Source organism: Vicinamibacterales bacterium (assembly GCA_041659285.1).
Lineage (GTDB): Bacteria > Acidobacteriota > Vicinamibacteria > Vicinamibacterales > UBA2999 > 12-FULL-67-14b.
This window is the reverse complement of sequence record JBAZYO010000014.1, coordinates 148,181-165,000: the sequence shown is the minus strand read 5'-3', so window position 1 is coordinate 165,000 and position 16,820 is coordinate 148,181. Positions and strand designations below refer to the sequence as shown.

Sequence of the window (16,820 nt, the reverse complement as noted above, 5' to 3'; positions counted from 1 at the left end):
ACAGCAACACCCGCTCCTGCGACTTGCCGCTCGGGTCCCCGATCATGCCGGTGCCGCCGCCGACCAGCGCAATCGGCGTGTGCCCGAACCGCTGCAGGCGGGCGAGGCCCATCACCGTGAGAAGCGAGCCGACGTGAAGGCTCGACGCGGTCGGGTCGAAGCCGATGTACGCGGTGACCTTCTCTTTCGAGAGCGCGTCCTGCGCGCCATCGGTCGCGTCGAAGTACATCCCCCGCCACTGAAACTCGTCGAACACGCTCATAAGGGACAACTATAACAACCCTTCGACCCGCCAGGAGCGCTCAGGGCAGGCAGGCGGCTATACTGGCGCCGTGGCCGCTCTCACGCGCCGCGACTTCCTTCGATCGGCCACCGTCGTCTCGGCGGGCGCGCTCACCGGAGTGGCCGCATACGGTGTCGCTTACGAGCGCCACCACCTCGAACGCATCGTCCGCGACATCACCGTCCGGGGACTGCCTCCCGCGCTCGATGGCCTGCGCATCGGCATGATCACCGACGTCCACCACAGTTCGGTCGTGCCCGCCGAGGATGTGGCGCGGGCGGTGGCCGTGCTGAAAGAGGCGGCGCCGGACATTGTCGTGCTGGGTGGCGATTACGTGAGCTTTTTCGACCGGCGCTACGCCGGGCCGGTGGCCGAACTGCTGGCGCCACTCGCGGAGGCCCCATTCGGTTCGTTCGCCGTGCTCGGCAATCACGACGATGAGCGTGAAGTGCCTGCCACGCTCACGGCGCGCGGCTTCACCATGTTGAAGGACCAGCGCACGGCGCTGACGGTGCGCGGCGAGCGGTTGGACATTGCCGGCATTCGCTTCTGGACGAGATCGCCTGGCGAGATCGCGGACGTGCTGAAGGGCACCGGCGGCACCACCATCCTGGTGGCACACGACCCGCGGCGGCTGGTGGAGGCGGCGGCGCTCGATGTGCAGTTGGTGCTGTCGGGGCACACGCATGGCGGGCAGGTGATTGTGCCGGCGGTCGGCGCCATTGCCGGTCGCAAGTTCCCGGTACTTGCGGGCTACGCCTTGCGAGAGAACACGTCGTTGTTCGTCAGCAAGGGGGTCGGCACCGTGTATGTTCCGGTGCGCATCAACTGTCCGCCTGATGTGGCGGTGCTGACGCTCAGGCCGGCCCCGCCGGCCTGAGCGTCGCCTGTTGATCAGCGGATACGCCAGCCGTTCACCGGACCGCCATTGAAGAACGCGGCCGGCGTCATGACGCCGTCGGCCTTGAACACCTGCCCATCTTTCATCACGAAGCGGACGCTCTTCAGCACGTTCAGGTCCTCGAGCGGGTTGCCCGGGACGGCGATCAAATCGGCGAAGAAGCCCGCCTTGATGGGCCCGCGCGTGGTCTCGGTTTCGCTCACCCGGTAGCCGTTGATGGTCAACGCGCGCAGGGTGTCGGCGTTCGGGATTCCGGCGTCGATCCACGTCTTCAGGAACTCCAGGCACAGCTCACCGCGGGTCTTGCCGGGGACCCAGTAGTCGGCGTCAGTCGAGAACGTCAGGGGCACCTTGTTCTCGTAGGCGTTCTTGAGGCCGGCGACGGTCCGCTCGTACGCCGGCGCCGAGACCGGGTGGCCCTCGAGGCCCGGGGGCGTTTCGGTGCCGGCGCGCCAGATGCCCTTCTGCGCCATCAGCTTGTGCATCTCGTCGGTGAGCGCCCCCGAGTGCGCGATCGACCAGATGCCCGCCTCGATGGCATTCCTCGCGCCGGGCAGCGTCTGCACGTGGCCTTCGACCTTCATTCCCGACTTCGCGGCCTCGCGAATCACCAGGCGAATTTCGTCGGCCGTGTAGCCGTACGGCTTGCAGTCGACGCAGATCTTGATGACCTTGGCTCCGAACAGGACGTTCTGGCGGATCGCCTTGACGATTTCATCGGGCGTGTCGGCATCGAGGTATTCCGGGTAGACGATGTTGTGGTCCTTCGCCATTTCCGGCGTCGGAAAGAACTGCCCGCCCATGCCGCCGATGATGATGCCGGAGTTGATGATCGTCGGGCCGGGGATCCAGCCCTGCTCGATCGCCTGCCGGAGCGCCGTATCGGCGTAGTTGCCGTTGTTGCCCATGTCGCGGACGATCGTGAATCCGGAGGCGAGCATCTGCATGCCGTTAGAGGCAGCCTGAATCGCGCGAAGCGCGGTCGATTCCTGCACGTAGGTGTAGTAGTAGACGTTGCTCTCGGGCACCGGCTTGTAGGTGAGCGCCAGGTGGTTGTGCGCTTCGACGAGGCCCGGCATCACGGTCATATTCGGCAGGTCAATGACGCGAGCGCCCGGCGGGATCGTGAGGTTCGGACCCACGGCGCGGATGCGGGCACCGTCAATGAGGATCACCTGGTTGGCCAGGATTCGCCCGGCTTCGGGATCGAGCAGCCGGCCCGCGCGAATCGCGGTGACCACGGCCGGTGCCGGCTGCGCCGGCGCCTGTGCGGAGGGGACAGCGGCTGCCAGCAAGCAGGCCAACAGCAGCGATGCGACGTGTCTCATGGATGGCTCCTCACTACGGCGATGGGTGGTTGGTAACCCGATCGAGCATCAGCGCGATTGCCGCGGGATACAGGGCGTGCTCGACGTCGAGGATCCTGGCGGCGAGGGTTTCGGCGGTGTCGCCAGGGACCACGGCGACCTGTGCCTGCAGGACTACCGGCCCCGCATCGAGGTCCTTGTTCACAATATGAACAGTGGCGCCGCTCACGGCCGCGCCGGCGTCCAGCGCCTGTTGCTGCGGGTGCAAACCGGGGTAGTTCGGCAGCAGCGACGGGTGGATGTTGAGGATGCGGTCAGGGAACGCATCCACGAACACGGGGCTGAGCAACCGCATGAAACCGGCAAGGCAGACGAGGGCAACCTGGCGGTCCTTGAGTTCTTTCACCATCGCCCGGTCGTAGTCCTCACGGGTGGCGAACGCCTTGTGACTCAGGACCAGCGTCTCGACGCCAGCCGCGCGAGCGTGCGCCAGCCCCGGCGCATCGGCCTGGTTGGAAATGACGACCGCGATCGCCGCGTCGAGCCGACCGTCGGCGATGGCGTCGATGATGGCCTTGAGGTTGGAGCCCCGCCCCGAAATGAGGACCCCGAGAAAAGCGGTCGGGGATCTTTTCCTAGACGTACTGCACACCTGGTTCACCAGGGACGATGTCGCCGATCACGACGCTGTTCGCCTCACCCGCATCCAACAGGTCCTGGCGGACGACGTCGACGTCCTTCTTGTCTACCACGAGGATCATGCCGATCCCCATGTTCAAGGCGCGACGGAGGTCGTACTCCGGGACGCGGCCGGATTCGCCCAGCCAGCGGAAGAGGGCCGGGACGCGCCACGCCGTGCGGTTGACGCGGGCGGCCGTTCCGGCCGGCAGGACGCGCGGCAGGTTGTCGGTGATGCCGCCGCCGGTGATGTGGGCCATGCCCTTGATCAGGCCGCGGCCGAGCAGCGGCTTGATCACCGGCAGGTACGAACGATGCGGACGCAACAGCGCCTGGCCCACGGTTTCGCCGAGGTCCGGCACATGGCTGTCAACCGTGAGCTTCAGCTCCTCGAACGCGATCATGCGCGCCAGCGAGTAGCCGTTGGTGTGCAGGCCGGCCGACGGCAGGCCGATGAGCACGTCGCCCGCGGCGATGGCGCGCCCGTCGATCAGCCGCGCCCGATCGACGACGCCGACGATGAAGCCGGCGACGTCGTATTCGCCGTCGTTGTAGAACCCGGGCATCTCCGCGGTCTCGCCGCCGAGCAGCGCGCAGCCGTTGTCCTGGCACGCGCGCGCCAGGCCCTGGACGATCTGCTCGGCCACGTCCGGCGACAGGCGGCCGGTCGCCAGGTAATCCAGGAAGAACAGCGGTACCGCGCCCTGCACGAGGATGTCGTTGACGCAGTGGTTGACGAGATCGACGCCGATGGTCCGGTGCTCGTTGGCCATGAAGGCGACCTTGAGCTTGGTGCCGACGCCGTCGGCGCTCGAGACCAGCACCGGTTCCTTCCAGGCCGCGGTGTCGAGCTTGAACAGGCCGCCGAACGACCCGATCTCCGACAGCACGCCGGGTGTGAACGTTGACTTCGCCAGCCGCTTGATGCGGCGCACGGTCTCGTTGCCGGCGTCGATGTCAACGCCTGAACTCTTGTAGTCCATAGGTTTGGGGCTTGGGGCTTGAGACTTGGGGTCAGGCAACACTAGAAATCCAACTTTGTGATCAGTTGCTCGCACAACTTTCGGGTCGGCGAACCATCCGGCGCGGACCAGTAGGCGCGGCGGACGGCGACGAAGAAACGCTCTTCCTCGAGATCCTCTTCGAGCATGTCAAAGGCCTCGGCCAGGATGCCGACGGCCCCGGCCTGGTCGGGATGCGCCTCGAGCGTCTTGAGCATCAACGGCGTGTTGCGCAGCGCCACGAGGCCCAGGGCCAGCGTGACCGGCGCGCGCACGGGATCCTGCGAGGGGATGCCGACGCGAAACAGGATGTCCAGGGCCTCGGCGTTGCCCTGCCGGGCGATGTTGCCGAGCCCGGCGGCCGCGCCCCGGAGCAGGTCCTGGTATCCAGGATAAGTGTCGGCGAACGTGAGCGTCTTCTCCAGGTAGCCGATGTGCGCGGAACAGTTGACGCCCATCAGGCAGATGGCGGCGGCCACGGCCGGCTGCGTTTCCTTGGCCGCGGACCGCTGCAACTCCGCCAGCGTGCCCAACGCGGTCTTGTCGCCAATCTTGCCGAGGGCCGTCGCCGCGTCATCCTGCAGCGGGCCGTCGACCTTCGCAATCTCGGTGAGCTTGGTCACCGCGGCCGCCACCGTGTAGTCGCCGAGCGCCTCAATCACGGTGCTGCGGAAGAAATCGACGCCGCGGCCGGCATCGCGAATGAGGACCTCGGTGACCTTGGGTTCCCTGTGAACGGCCGCCAGCGCGCGAATCAGGGCCGGGCGGACGAACTCGCCTTCCTCCTTGTCGAGCGCCGCCAGCATCTTCGCGGTGAGCGAAGGCTCCGGGTACTGCTCGAAATAGGCGAAGGCGACCTCGCGCAACCGATCGTTGGGCGACACCATGGCCTCTTTCATGGCGTCCACCGTGCGCGGATCGCTGTAGCCGGTCAGCAGCGTCAGCGCCTTGTAGCGGATGTAGCCGTCGGCATGCTCGGCCACCGTTTGCAGCAGCGCCGAGACCACCTGGGCCGCCGGCGAGCGGCGAATCACGCGCCCCGCGCCCATGCGCGTGGCGTAGTCGAGGTCCCCGAGCTTGCCGATGGCCTGGCGAATCTCCTCGGGCGAGGCCGGCGTCGGTCCGCGCTCCTGCGCGAGCAGGGCCGAGCCCCCCATGAAGGAAGCCCCCGCGAGCAGGACCAGCACAATAACCGTCAGCCGCATACCAGAAGCCTGACTGTGTAATCTGCGTTCATCCGCGGCCTAGCCAACCGTTTCGGGCTCTTCTTCCGGCATCGGCTCCGGGCGGCCATCGATCTTGAGCGACAACTGGAGGTAGCCATTGTGATCGCGCGGGAAGGCCACCGGGTACTGGCCGGTGTAACACGAGGTGCAGTACGACGGTCCCTGCCCCTTCACCGAGGCCAGCAGACCGTCGAGGCTGAGGTAGCCGATCGAATCGGCCGCCACGTACTTGCGGATTTCCTCGAGCGTGTGCGTGGCCCCAATCAACTCGCGACGGCGCGGGGTATCGACGCCGTAGAAGCACGGCGAGATCGTGGGCGGGCAGCTGATTCGGAGGTGCACCTCGGCGGCGCCGGAGGCGCGCACCATCTTCACGATCTTGCGGCTGGTGGTGCCGCGCACGAGCGAGTCGTCGATCAGCACCACGCGCTTGCCCGCCAGGATGCTCTTGACGGGGTTCAGCTTCACCTTCACGCCAAAGTGGCGGATCGACTGCGCCGGCTCGATGAACGTCCGCCCGACGTAGTGATTGCGGATCAACCCCATTCGCAGCGGGATCTTCGACTCTTCCGAGAAGCCGATGGCCGCACAGACACCCGAGTCTGGGATCGGCACCACCACGTCGGCATCGACGCCGGTTTCACGCGCGAGCGCGCGCCCGAGCTCGGTGCGGACCTCGTTGACGCTCTGGCCGAACACCTCGCTGTCGGGCCGCGCGAAGTAGACGTGCTCGAAGATGCAGTGTGACAGCGGCGACTTGGGGAAGGGCTTGATCGACCGCAACCCGTGCGGGCCGATGACCAACACTTCGCCGGGCTCGACTTCCCGCTCGTAGGTCGCGCCGATCAGGTCGAGCGCGCACGTCTCCGAGCTCACGACCCAGGCGCCATCAAGCCGGCCGAGCGCCAGCGGCCGGAACCCGTGCGGATCGCGCACGGCAATCATGCTGTCTTTGGTGATTAGCGCGAACGAAAAGGCGCCGGTGAGCTGGGTGACAGACTCGACCAGCGCGTCCTCAACCGACCCGGCCTGCGACCGCGCATACAGGTGCAGCACCACTTCGGTGTCGCTGTTGGTCTGGAAAATCGATCCCGCGCGAACGAGCCGGTCGCGCACTTCGTTGGCATTGACGATGTTGCCGTTGTGGCAGATGCCGACCTGGCCATGAACGCAGTCGATCAGGATGGGTTGGGCGTTCGATAGCTTGCTCTCGCCTGCGGTGGAGTATCGGGTGTGGCCGATGGCGATGGGCCCGCTGAGCGTGGCCAGGGTGGCTGCGTTGAAAATCTCGTTGACGTAGCCCATCTGCCGGACCAGGCGCACGCGCTCGCCGTCGGCCGAGGCAATGCCGGCGCTTTCCTGTCCGCGATGCTGCAGCGCGTAGAGGCCCAGGTAGGCCAGCTTCGACGCTTCCGGGTGTCCGTAGATGCCGAAGACACCGCACTCGTCGCGGAACTTGTCAAACATAGGGTTCTTCCGCCATCTGTGTTATCTGCGTCATCTGCGGCCCTGGTGCACTCGCGTCATCGGCGGCCCATCTTGGTTGCGATCGCCGTTGCCCACGCCTGCTCCGCATCGCCGATCGCCGAGTCGATCACCAGGTCGCCACCGGCGCTAATCTGGATCCGGTCGCCGCCGGTCTTGCCGATCACCGTCGCGGTGATGCCGGCGTTCTTGGCCGCGGCCAACACCGCCTCGAGCCGATTCTCCGGCGTCGACACGACGATGCGCGTCGCCGACTCGCCGAACAGCGTCGCGTTGACGGCGTAGGTCCGGCTAAAGCCGGACACCACAGCTGAGGTAGCGTCCGGCTTCAGCCGGACCTCAGCAACGTCCGCGGTGACGCCAATGCCACCGCTATCGAAGGTGCATTCCGCCAGCGTGACGGCGAGGCCGCCTTCCGAACAATCGTGCGCCGAGTCCACGAGTCCGCCACGGATCAGCTTCAGGATCAGGGTCTGGAGCGCCGCTTCACGCGACAGGTCGAGCGCGGGCGGCTGACCGGCGACCGTGCCATGCATGGTGGCCAGGTATTCGCTGCCGCCAAGTTCCCCTAGATTATCGCCCAGCAACACCACCGGCGCGTCGGCGCGTTTGAACACCCGCGTCGCCGTCTTGGTGGCATCGTCCAGCAGCCCGACCACGCCGAGCACGGGCGTCGGGTAGATGGCGCGGCCTTCGGTTTCGTTGTAGAGGCTGACGTTGCCGCCCGTGATCGGGATGCCCAGCGCGCGGCAGGCGTCGCCGATGCCGCGCACCGCCTCGCCCAGCTGCCACATGATCTCGGGCCGCTCGGGATTGCCGAAGTTGAGGTTGTTGGTGCCGCCAATCGGCTCGCCGCCGGCGCACGCCACGTTGCGCGCCGCTTCGGCCACGGCCAGCATGGCGCCGCGATAGGGATCCAGGTAGCAGTAGCGGCCGTTGCCATCCACCGAGACGGCCAGGCCTTTCGTCGAGCCCTTCACACGCACGACCGCCGAAGACAAGCCGGGCTGCGCAATGGTGTTGGTGCCGACGCTGTGGTCGTACTGTCCGTAGGCCCATCGCTTGCTGGCAATGGTCGGCACGGCCAGCAGTCGCTCGAACGCCGACTGCGCCGGCGGCGCGGCGCCGAGTTCGGCGAGCGACAGGCGCTGCGCGTCCTTCTGCCAGGACGGCTCCTGCATGGGCCGGCGATAGACCGGGGCCTCATCGGTGAGCGCGCGGTTCGGCACATCGGCCACCAGCACGCCGCGCTCGTGGATCTTCAGGCGGGTCCCCTCGATGACTTCGCCGACCTGCACCGCGTGCAGGTCCCACTTCTCGAACACCGCCTCGACTTCGTGCTCGCGACCCTTCTCGACGACCAGCAGCATGCGCTCCTGTGATTCGGAGAGCATGATCTCGTAGGGCGTCATGCCGGTCTCGCGCTGGGGCACGTGCATCACGTCGATGGTCATGCCGACACCGCCGCGGGATCCCATTTCCGAGGTCGCGCACGACAGGCCGGCGGCGCCCATGTCCTGGAGGCCGAGCACCGCGCCGGTCTTCATCACCTCGATGCAGGCTTCCATCAGGAGCTTTTCCATGAACGGATCGCCCACCTGCACCGCCGGACGCTTCTCCGCCGATTTCTCGTCGAACTCCGCCGACGCCATGGTGGCGCCGTGGATGCCGTCGCGGCCGGTCTTGGCGCCGACGTAAAACACCGGGTTGCCGGCGCCCTTGGCGGCGCCCTTGACGATGCCGTCGATGCGGGCGATGCCGAGGCACAACACGTTGACCAGCGGGTTGCCGGCGTAGATCTCGTCGAAGACGATCTCGCCGCCCACGGTGGGAATGCCGATACTGTTGCCGTAGCCGCCGACGCCGGCGACCACGCCCTCGAAGATGCGCCGCGCCAGCGCGGTGTCGAGCGACCCGAACCGCAAGGCGTTGAGCAGCGCGATGGGCCGCGCGCCCATGGTGAAGATGTCGCGGATGATCCCGCCGACGCCGGTCGCGGCACCCTGATAGGGCTCGATGAACGACGGGTGGTTGTGGGATTCGATCTTGAAGACCGCGCACAGCCCGTCGCCGATGTCGACGGCGCCGGCGTTCTCGCCCGGCCCCTGCACCACGCGCGGGCCGGTGGTCGGCAGCGTCTTCAGGTGCACGCGCGAGCTCTTGTAGCTGCAATGCTCCGACCACATCACCGAGAACAGGCCGAGCTCGAGCAGGTTGGGCTCGCGGCCCATCAACTCGAGGATGCGCTCGTACTCGTCCGGCTTGATGCCGTGCCGTTCCAAAACCGCCGCGTCAATGACAGCCACCGGTGCCGTTACCTCGAGAGAGATGCGAGTGCTTTTACCGCCGACGCCAGGATGACGCGGCCGTCCGCGCTCCCCAGCTGCGCTTCCGTGGCTCGTTCGGGATGAGGCATCAGCCCGACCACGTTGCGTTGCCGGTTGCAGATGCCGGCAATGTTGTTGAGCGACCCGTTGATGTTGCTCGCCGGCGACACCTCGCCGGCGGCGTTCGAATAGCGGAACACGACCTGGCGATTGGCCTCGAGCGCGGCGAGGGTCTCGGGGTCGGCGTAGTAGTTGCCTTCGCCGTGCGCCACCGGCATGTGCAGGACCTGCTTCGACGCGCACGCCACCGTGAAGGGCGTGTCGGTCTGCTCGACGCGGACCGGCACCATCTTCGACACGAACTTGATGCGATCGTTACGGACCATGGCGCCGGGCAGCAGCCCGGCCTCGAGCAGCACCTGGAAGCCATTGCAGATGCCGAGGACCGGGCCGCCGCGGTCGGCGAACGCCTTCACCGCCCCCATGATCGGCGAGAAGCGGGCGATGGCGCCGGTGCGCAGGTAATCGCCGTGGGCGAAGCCGCCGGGGAGAATCACCACGTCGGCGCCCTGCAGGTCGGTGTCCTTGTGCCACACCAGCGCGGCGTCTTCCCCGAGCACGTGCGAGGCGGCGTAGAACGCGTCGTAGTCCGAGTTCGACCCGGGAAACACGACGACCGAGAACTTCATTCGAAGACCTCGACGCGATAGCTCTCGATTACCGGGTTGGCGAGCAGCTTGTCGGCCATCTCGGTGACCCGGGCCTTGGCCGTGGCGGCGTCGGCGGCAGCGAGCTCGACCTCGAAGAACTTGCCTTGCCGCACGTCCTGCACGTCCTGGTAGCCGAGCGTGACGAGCGCGTCAGCCACCACGCGGCCCTGTGGATCGAACACCGAGGGTTTCAGGGTCACATAGACACGGGCACGCATTCGTTATCCTCCAAAGACACGTGAAAACACGGTGTCGACGTTGCGGAGCTGCTCCTTCAAGTCGAACGCCTTTTCAATCTCGGCCGCCGGCAGCACCTTGCCGATGTCGTCATCGGCCAGCAGCAGCGGCTTGAAGTCGGTGTGCTCGTGGAACGAGCGCATGGCGTTGCGCTGCACCCACTCGTAGGCCTGCTCGCGCGAGACGCCGTGGCGCGCCAGCTCCAGCAGGACCTGCCCCGAAAACACCACGCCGCGCGAGCGGTTCAGGTTCTCGAGCATGCGCCCGGGATACACCACCATGCCGGTCACGATGCGGGTAAAGCGGCGGAGCATGTGATCGAGGGCGATGAAGCTGTCGGGCAGGATCACGCGCTCGACCGACGAGTGCGAGATGTCGCGTTCGTGCCACAGCGCCACGTTCTCGAAGGCGGCCATGGCGTTGCCGCGCAGCAGGCGGGCCAGGCCGACGATCTGCTCGCAGCCGATCGGGTTGCGCTTGTGCGGCATCGCCGACGAGCCCTTCTGCCCCTTGCCGAACGGCTCTTCGACCTCGCCGATCTCGGTCTTCTGCAGGCCGCGAATCTCGAGCGCGAACTTCTCGAGCGTGGCGGCGGTGATGGCCATCGCGCTCATCAGCTCGGCGTGGCGATCGCGCTGGATCACCTGCGACGACACCGCGTCCGGCTCGAGGCCGAGCCGGCGACAGACCGCCTCCTCGATCGAGGGATCGAGATGCGCAAACGTGCCGACGGCGCCCGAAATCATGCCGACGCGCACGCCGTCGCGCGCCCGCCGCACGCGCTCGACCGAGCGGCCGAGGTCGGCGTACCACAGCGCCAGCTTCAAGCCGAAGGTCATCACCTCGGCATGCACGCCGTGCGTCCGCCCGATCATCGGCGTGTGCTTGTGCTCGGCGGCGCGGATCTTGATGGCCTCGGCAAGTCCCGCCATGTCTTTCAGGATGAGGTCGCAGGCTTCGACCATCTGCAGCGCCTGCGCGGTGTCCACGACGTCGGATGAGGTGAGGCCGAAGTGGAGCCAGCGGGCCGACGGCCCGACCTTCTCGGCCACCGAGGTGGTGAAGGCGATGACGTCGTGCTGGGTGACCTTCTCGATTTCGTCGATGCGTGCGATGTCGAAGGCGCCCTTCGCCCGCAGGTCCCGGGCCGCCTCGACGGGGATGATGCCGGCCTCGGCCATGGCCTCGGCCGCCGCGATTTCCACCTGGAGCCAGCTTTCGTACTTGCGCTGCTCGCTCCAGATGCGACCCATTTCGGGGTTGGTGTAACGCTGAATCATGTCAGCTTCGACCCTCAGCCATCAGCGTTGCGCCCTCATAGTGCCAAGCTGTCCTGTGTAACCTTCAGGCCGTTCACGTTCCCGAGCACGGTAACCGCGAGCGACCCATTGACGAAAAAGCGATCGGCCAGCCTCAGCACGTCCTCTGCCGTCACGCGCTCGATCGACGCCAGCATCTCATCGAGGCCGTCGGTGCGGTCCCGGTACATTTCCTGCCGGGCGAGGTGCGACATCCGGCTCGACGTGCTTTCGAGCCCGAGCATCAGCGAGCCCTTGAGATGATCCTTGGCGCGCCGCAACTCCACCGGGTCGAGGCCACCGGCCTTCATCTGGCGAATCTCGGCGACCACCACGTCGATCAGCTCGGCCACCGCGGAGTTGGAGCAGCCGGCATAAATGCTCAAGGCGCCGGAGTCCTGGTAGGCCGAGAGTCCTGAAAACACCGCGTAGGCCAGCCCGCGCTTCTCGCGGACGTTCTGGAACAGGCGCGAGCTCATGGAACCACCCAGCGTCGTGTTGAGCGCGTAGCCCGCGTAGCGTTCCGGATGGTGCTGCGGGAGGGCCGGCGTGCCGAACACGACGTGGCTCTGTTCGAGCTCCTTCTTCCGGATCTGGATCGTGGACGCGACGACCGGCGCCGTCTGCTCCGCGGCCGGGCCGTGATGCGGAATGTTCGCCAGCGCGCGCTCGAGCAGGCCCTGCACGTTGTCGTGCTCGAGGTTGCCGACCGCGACGACGACGAAGTTCCCGGCGACGTAGGTGTTGGCGAAGTAGCGCTTGAGCGTGGCGCGATCGAGGGCCTGGACGCTGGCCGGCGTGCCGAGAATGGGGCGGCCCAGCGGATGGTCGAACCAGAAGCCTTCCGCGAAGATTTCGTGGACCAGATCGTCGGGGGTGTCCTCGACCATCTTGATCTCTTCGAGAATGACCTTCTTCTCTTTCTCGATGTCCTCTTCGTCGAACAGCGGGTTGCTGATCAGGTCGGCGAGAATCTCGACGGCGAGCGGCAGGTGCTCGTCGAGCACCTTCAGGTAGTAGCCGGCGTATTCCTTCGAGGTGAAGGCGTCGATCTGGCCGCCGATCGAATCCACCTGCTGCGCAATTTCTTCCGCGGATCGCGTGGGCGTGCCCTTGAAGAGCATGTGCTCGACGAAGTGCGCGATGCCCATGTTCTCCGGCGGTTCATGACGCGACCCGCGGGTGAGCCAGATGCCGATGGCCACCGATCGCACGTGCGGCATCCGCTCGGTGGCAAGACGGACACCGTTGGCAAGCACGGCGCGACGGATATTGGGCTCGGACACGTGGGAACCTGCCGCAGATTAAGTGGTTACGGCAGAAAGAGTTACTTCGAGATCATATCACTTGAGCCGCTTTGGGCGCCATTTGCACATTTCGAAGTGAGGGAGATTTCGAAATGCCAACCGCCACCCACGTTCGTCTGCACAAGAGCTTGCTCGCGGCGTCTGAAAAACGTCTGCTGATCTGGATTGCCGAGCGCCTGCCCCGCTGGGTTCACTCCGATCACCTCTCGGCGCTCGGGCTGGCGGCCATGGCCGGCGCCGGCGCGTCCTTCTGGCTCACCCGGTCGGATCCCGTTGCTGGTGCGGGCCTTGTGGCCATCAGTCTGGCCCTCAACTGGTTCGGCGACAGCCTCGACGGCACGGTCGCGCGCGTCCGCAACCAGCTGCGGCCCCGCTACGGCTACTACGTGGACCACGTGATCGACCTGGCCGGCACCGCCATGCTGTTCGCCGGAATTGCCGCGTCGGGACACATGAGCCCGCTCATTGCCGCGCTGGTCGTCGCGGCGTTCTTCCTGGTGTCGGCCGAGGCCTACCTGGCCACCCATGCCCGGGGCATCTTCAAGATGGCGTTTCTCGGCGTCGGGCCGACCGAATTGCGCCTCGTGCTGGCGGCGGGCGCCGTCGCCCTGATCGCCGCTCCCATCGTCAGGCCCTTTGAACTTTTCGAGGTCCGTTTGTTCGATCTCGGAGGTATCTTTGGCATCGCCGGGATGGCCATGACCTTTGTCATCACCAGCGGCGTGAATGCGCGCGCGTTGTACCTCCAGGAGACGACGCGACGATGACGGGAAATGTGTGCCGCGCCATGGTCGTGGCCGGGCTGGCGGCGATCGCCACCACCGCTTCCGCGGACACGCTGGAAGCAATTCTGCAACTGAAAACGGCGCAAGGCTTCGCGCGCTACGTCGCCGCGGTCGAGGCGCGCATCGGCAAGGAGCTGCGCGAACCCGGCCCGTTCCTCGACATCGATCGGCAGCCGGCGGCGCAGCAGGCCAGGACGATGGCGGCGCTGCGCCGGGGCGAGGTTGTGGTGACGCGCGGCGTGGCGCGAGACGACTCGGCGAGCGAGATTGCCATCGAAGGCGGCCTGATCAACCACTGGCGCGGCACCGTGTTCGTTCCCAAGGTGTCGCTGGACCTGCTGCTGAAGGTGCTGCAGGAACCGCAGTCCGACAAGCACAAGCAGGAGGATGTCCTGTCGTCCCGCGTGGTGGCGCGGGATGGGGATTCGCAGAAGGTGTTCCTCCGGCTGCGCCGCACCAAGTTCGTGACGGTGGTCTACGACACCGAGTACGACGTGGACTACCACCGCCTCTCGCCGGATCGCGCCTACAGCAACAGCATCTCGACGCGCATCGTCGAGATCGAGAATGCCGGCACGCCGCAGGAGCGGGCCCTTCCTGAAGGGAACGACCACGGTTACATGTGGCGGCTCAACTCCTACTGGCGCTACCAGCAGGCGGGAGACGGCGTGATCGTGGAGATTGAGTCGCTGACGCTCAGCCGCGACCTGCCGCCCATCATCGGCGCGCTGATCCGCCCGATCGTCAACAGCACGGCCCGCGAGTCGATGACGCGGACGCTGGCCTCGGTTCGCGCCCGTTTCATGCAGTAAGCCAATGGCCGGGCCGCAGATTCAAAACGGCCGCAGATTCAACTTCGCTACACTGGGAGGATGGCGCCAGAGCGCGTGGACCTTGCCGGCATGGAGTTGAGCGACCTCGAGTCGTTCGTCGAGTCGCTCGGCCACAAGCGCTTTCACGCCAAGCAGATCTACCGCTGGATCTGGCGGCGCGGCGTCACCGACTTCGCGCAGATGACGGATCTGGGCCAGGAGCTGCGGGCGGCGCTGGTCGAAAAGGCCACGGTCTCGATCCCGGCCATTGTCAAGCGCGACATCTCTTCAGACGGCACGCAGAAGTTCGTCCTCAAGATGGCGGATGGACGGCTGATCGAGTCGGTGTTCATCCCGGACACGCCCGCGCAGACCTTCTGTGTGTCCACGCAGGTGGGCTGCGCGATGGGCTGCGCGTTCTGCCTCACCGGCAAGATGGGCCTGATTCGCAACCTGTCGGCGGCGGAGATCACCGCACAGGTGCGGCTGCTCGCCCAGTCGCTGGACCTGCTCGACAAGTCGTTCAACATCGTGCTGATGGGCATGGGGGAGCCGCTGCACAACTACGACTCGACGATGAAGGCGTTGCGGATGCTGAACGAGAAGGAAGGCCTGGCGCTCCACCCGAAGCGGGTCACGCTCTCGACCGTGGGCCTGGTGCCGATGATGGACAAGCTGGCCGGCGAAGAGCTGATGCCCAACCTGGCCGTGTCGCTCCACGCCGCCACCGAGGAAACGCGCGCGGCGATCGTGCCCTTGAACAAGAAATACTCGATGCAGGACGTGATCGACGCCTGCAAGCGGTTCCCGCTCAGCAAGCGCCGCCGCATCATGTTCGAGTACGTGATGCTGGCCGGCGTGAACGACTCGCCGCAGGACGCACGCAAGCTGGTGAAGGTGTTGTCGGGCGTCAAGGCCAAGGTCAACCTGCTGCCCCTCAACGCCGCGCCGGGCATCCCGTTCGAGCGGCCATCTGACGAGGCCATCAACACGTTCGCGAAGATCCTGGCCGACCGCGGGCTGAACGTGTCGGTGCGCAAGAGCCGGGGACGCGACATTCGGGCCGCCTGCGGGCAGCTGATTGTCGAAGGACAGGGGGGCAAAGGTGCCAAGAGTGCCTAAGGCGCTATTGGTGCTGCTGGCACTGACCCTGATCGGTTGCGCGGGCGAGCCGCAAACGTGGACGGCGCTCAAGCGACAGCTACCGGACCTCGACTCGGATCAGCGCGAGGCCGCCGTCGAACGCTTCGTGGCCGCGAAGGGCGGCACGCCGGTCATCGAAAACCAGACCCGCCTCGTGTTTTTCGCCAAGGACGTCAACGGGGTCACGCCTCGGGTTGTCGGCGACTTCAACGCCTGGGCCGCGACGCCGCAGGGTTACGACATGGCGATCGGCAAGATGACCCGGATCGACGGCACGAGCTGGTCGTACCTCGAGGGAACCTCGTACACCAACGCGCGCGCGGAGTATGTGTTCTTCTTCGACAAGGACACGGTCGCCGACCCGCTGAACCCGCGCACGGTGCAGGCCTATGCCGGGCCGCGCTCGGAGATCCGCATGCCGTTCTGGGAGGCGCAGCCGGAGGTGGACGACACCGCTCCGGTGCCGGCCGGAGAGCTGATCGCCGAGACGGTGACGTCGCGATCGCTCGGCGGCCCACGCCGCGTGTGGTTCTACCTCCCGCCCGGCTACCCCTCGACTGCGCTCGGGGCAGGCGCCGCCGCCACCGACACGCTGTATCCTGTCATCTACGTGCTCGACGGCGCTAACTACGTCGAGAAGATGGATGTCCCGCGCGTGCTCGACCGGCTGATCGCGCGAAGGGCCATTCCGCCGGTAATCGCGGTGTTCTCGGAGCCCGGCGATCGGCAGGAGGAGTACTCGCGCAACCCGAAGTGGCGCGCCTTCATGTCGTCGGAGCTGGTGCCCTTGGTTGACAAGCGATTCAGGACGTTTCCGGCGCCCGACCACCGCATCATTTTGGGCAGCTCGCTCGCCGGGTATGGCGCCGTGGACCTGGCGGTGGAGTACCCGTCGCTGTTCGGCCTGTGCGCGTCGATCGCGCCGCCGGAACAGGTCGCGTCGCTGATTGCCAACCAGGCAAAGGCGCGCGCGTCGGCGGTGTCGATCCGGTTCTTCGTGCTCGGCGGGGTCTACGACGCCATGATCGACGGCGCCCGCCGCCTCCGCACCACGCTCGACGGCGTCAACGCGCCGGTGGCCTATCTCGAGGTGCCGGAGGGCCACAACACCAACACCTTCCGCAACCACATCGATGATGCGGTCAACGCGCTACTCACGCCTTGATGATTTGTTGATCTCGTGAGTTGGTGATTGGATGATTTTGGTCACGGGATTGGATGATTTTGGTCACGGATTTGATGATTTAAGGGGTGGGTGATTCCGGATAGCCGACAAATCCCCCCAAGTCCCGAAGTCCAAGTCCCTAAATTCCTAAATTC

Annotated in this window: 16 protein-coding genes (1 of these 16 cut by a window edge); 5 read left to right on the top strand and 11 right to left on the bottom strand. The window is 66.3% G+C overall.

Annotated features, from left to right (window positions below; translation table 11 throughout):
* Positions 1-262: the 5' end (the start) of a tyrosine--tRNA ligase gene (gene tyrS / locus WC815_19950; protein ID MFA5911057.1), read on the bottom strand. Its footprint begins 1,010 nt before the window's first position; only the first 262 of its 1,272 coding nucleotides appear in the window; its start codon is at positions 260-262; its stop codon lies beyond the left edge, outside the window.
* A gap of 70 nt (positions 263-332) precedes the next feature.
* On the opposite strand from tyrS, the gene WC815_19945 reads away from it, so the two are divergent.
* Positions 333-1,163: a metallophosphoesterase gene (locus WC815_19945; protein MFA5911056.1), complete on the top strand. Its 831-nt coding sequence runs from the start codon at positions 333-335 to the stop codon at positions 1,161-1,163.
* 14 nt (positions 1,164-1,177) lie between these two features.
* Here WC815_19945 and WC815_19940 read toward each other — a convergent pair whose 3' ends face one another.
* Genes WC815_19940 through WC815_19895 form a run of 10 tightly spaced genes read right to left on the bottom strand, consistent with a single transcriptional unit; the run spans position 1,178 to position 12,712 of the window.
* Entirely contained in the window at positions 1,178-2,512 is a 1,335-nt protein-coding gene (locus WC815_19940) for an amidohydrolase family protein (protein MFA5911055.1), read from the bottom strand.
* Between the two features lie 13 nt (positions 2,513-2,525).
* A complete protein-coding gene (gene purN, locus WC815_19935; GenBank protein ID MFA5911054.1) occupies positions 2,526-3,152 on the bottom strand; it encodes a phosphoribosylglycinamide formyltransferase in 627 nt (208 codons plus the stop codon).
* The gene (purM, locus tag WC815_19930; protein MFA5911053.1) at positions 3,127-4,152 is read right to left on the bottom strand and encodes a phosphoribosylformylglycinamidine cyclo-ligase; all 1,026 of its coding nucleotides are present in this window, start codon (positions 4,150-4,152) and stop codon (positions 3,127-3,129) included. The genes purN and purM overlap by 26 nt, the downstream gene beginning before the upstream one ends.
* 41 nt (positions 4,153-4,193) lie before the next feature.
* Positions 4,194-5,375, bottom strand: a complete 1,182-nt coding sequence (locus tag WC815_19925) for a hypothetical protein (protein ID MFA5911052.1) — start codon at positions 5,373-5,375, stop codon at positions 4,194-4,196.
* Between the two features lie 39 nt (positions 5,376-5,414).
* Positions 5,415-6,863: an amidophosphoribosyltransferase gene (gene purF, locus WC815_19920; protein MFA5911051.1), complete on the bottom strand. Its 1,449-nt coding sequence runs from the start codon at positions 6,861-6,863 to the stop codon at positions 5,415-5,417.
* A 56-nt stretch (positions 6,864-6,919) separates the two neighbouring features.
* Positions 6,920-9,187, bottom strand: coding sequence for a phosphoribosylformylglycinamidine synthase subunit PurL (purL, locus tag WC815_19915; protein ID MFA5911050.1), 2,268 nt, complete (start codon positions 9,185-9,187; stop codon positions 6,920-6,922).
* Positions 9,188-9,195: 8 nt separating this feature from the next.
* The gene (gene purQ, locus WC815_19910) at positions 9,196-9,897 is read right to left on the bottom strand and encodes a phosphoribosylformylglycinamidine synthase subunit PurQ (protein MFA5911049.1); all 702 of its coding nucleotides are present in this window, start codon (positions 9,895-9,897) and stop codon (positions 9,196-9,198) included.
* Entirely contained in the window at positions 9,894-10,136 is a 243-nt protein-coding gene (purS, locus tag WC815_19905) for a phosphoribosylformylglycinamidine synthase subunit PurS (protein MFA5911048.1), read from the bottom strand. Before purS ends, purQ begins: the two co-directional genes overlap by 4 nt.
* 3 nt (positions 10,137-10,139) lie before the next feature.
* Positions 10,140-11,435 carry an adenylosuccinate lyase gene (gene purB / locus WC815_19900; GenBank protein ID MFA5911047.1) on the bottom strand — a complete coding sequence of 432 codons (1,296 nt, stop codon included), beginning with the start codon at positions 11,433-11,435 and terminating at the stop codon, positions 10,140-10,142.
* A gap of 35 nt (positions 11,436-11,470) precedes the next feature.
* Positions 11,471-12,712, bottom strand: coding sequence for a pitrilysin family protein (locus tag WC815_19895; protein ID MFA5911046.1), 1,242 nt, complete (start codon positions 12,710-12,712; stop codon positions 11,471-11,473).
* A 140-nt stretch (positions 12,713-12,852) separates the two neighbouring features.
* Between WC815_19895 and WC815_19890 the strand changes: the two genes are divergently transcribed.
* Genes WC815_19890 through WC815_19875 form a run of 4 tightly spaced genes read left to right on the top strand, consistent with a single transcriptional unit; the run spans position 12,853 to position 16,665 of the window.
* Complete coding sequence (locus WC815_19890) at positions 12,853-13,527, top strand: CDP-alcohol phosphatidyltransferase family protein (protein ID MFA5911045.1); 675 nt, start codon at positions 12,853-12,855, stop codon at positions 13,525-13,527.
* Entirely contained in the window at positions 13,524-14,357 is an 834-nt protein-coding gene (locus tag WC815_19885) for a hypothetical protein (protein ID MFA5911044.1), read from the top strand. The genes WC815_19890 and WC815_19885 overlap by 4 nt, the downstream gene beginning before the upstream one ends.
* A gap of 60 nt (positions 14,358-14,417) precedes the next feature.
* Positions 14,418-15,479 carry a 23S rRNA (adenine(2503)-C(2))-methyltransferase RlmN gene (gene rlmN, locus WC815_19880; protein MFA5911043.1) on the top strand — a complete coding sequence of 354 codons (1,062 nt, stop codon included), beginning with the start codon at positions 14,418-14,420 and terminating at the stop codon, positions 15,477-15,479.
* A complete protein-coding gene (locus WC815_19875; protein ID MFA5911042.1) occupies positions 15,472-16,665 on the top strand; it encodes an alpha/beta hydrolase-fold protein in 1,194 nt (397 codons plus the stop codon). The genes rlmN and WC815_19875 overlap by 8 nt, the downstream gene beginning before the upstream one ends.
* The last annotated feature ends 155 nt before the right edge of the window (positions 16,666-16,820 follow it).

Coding starts and splice junctions, on each gene's coding strand:
- WC815_19940 (MFA5911055.1), bottom strand. CDS start 2,512: ATGAGACACGTCGCATCGCTGCTGTTGGCCTGCTTGCTGGCAGCCGCT.
- purM (MFA5911053.1), bottom strand. CDS start 4,152: ATGGACTACAAGAGTTCAGGCGTTGACATCGACGCCGGCAACGAGACC.
- WC815_19925 (MFA5911052.1), bottom strand. CDS start 5,375: ATGCGGCTGACGGTTATTGTGCTGGTCCTGCTCGCGGGGGCTTCCTTC.
- purF (MFA5911051.1), bottom strand. CDS start 6,863: ATGTTTGACAAGTTCCGCGACGAGTGCGGTGTCTTCGGCATCTACGGA.
- purQ (MFA5911049.1), bottom strand. CDS start 9,897: ATGAAGTTCTCGGTCGTCGTGTTTCCCGGGTCGAACTCGGACTACGAC.
- purS (MFA5911048.1), bottom strand. CDS start 10,136: ATGCGTGCCCGTGTCTATGTGACCCTGAAACCCTCGGTGTTCGATCCA.
- purB (MFA5911047.1), bottom strand. CDS start 11,435: ATGATTCAGCGTTACACCAACCCCGAAATGGGTCGCATCTGGAGCGAG.
- WC815_19890 (MFA5911045.1), top strand. CDS start 12,853: ATGCCAACCGCCACCCACGTTCGTCTGCACAAGAGCTTGCTCGCGGCG.
- WC815_19885 (MFA5911044.1), top strand. CDS start 13,524: ATGACGGGAAATGTGTGCCGCGCCATGGTCGTGGCCGGGCTGGCGGCG.
- rlmN (MFA5911043.1), top strand. CDS start 14,418: ATGGCGCCAGAGCGCGTGGACCTTGCCGGCATGGAGTTGAGCGACCTC.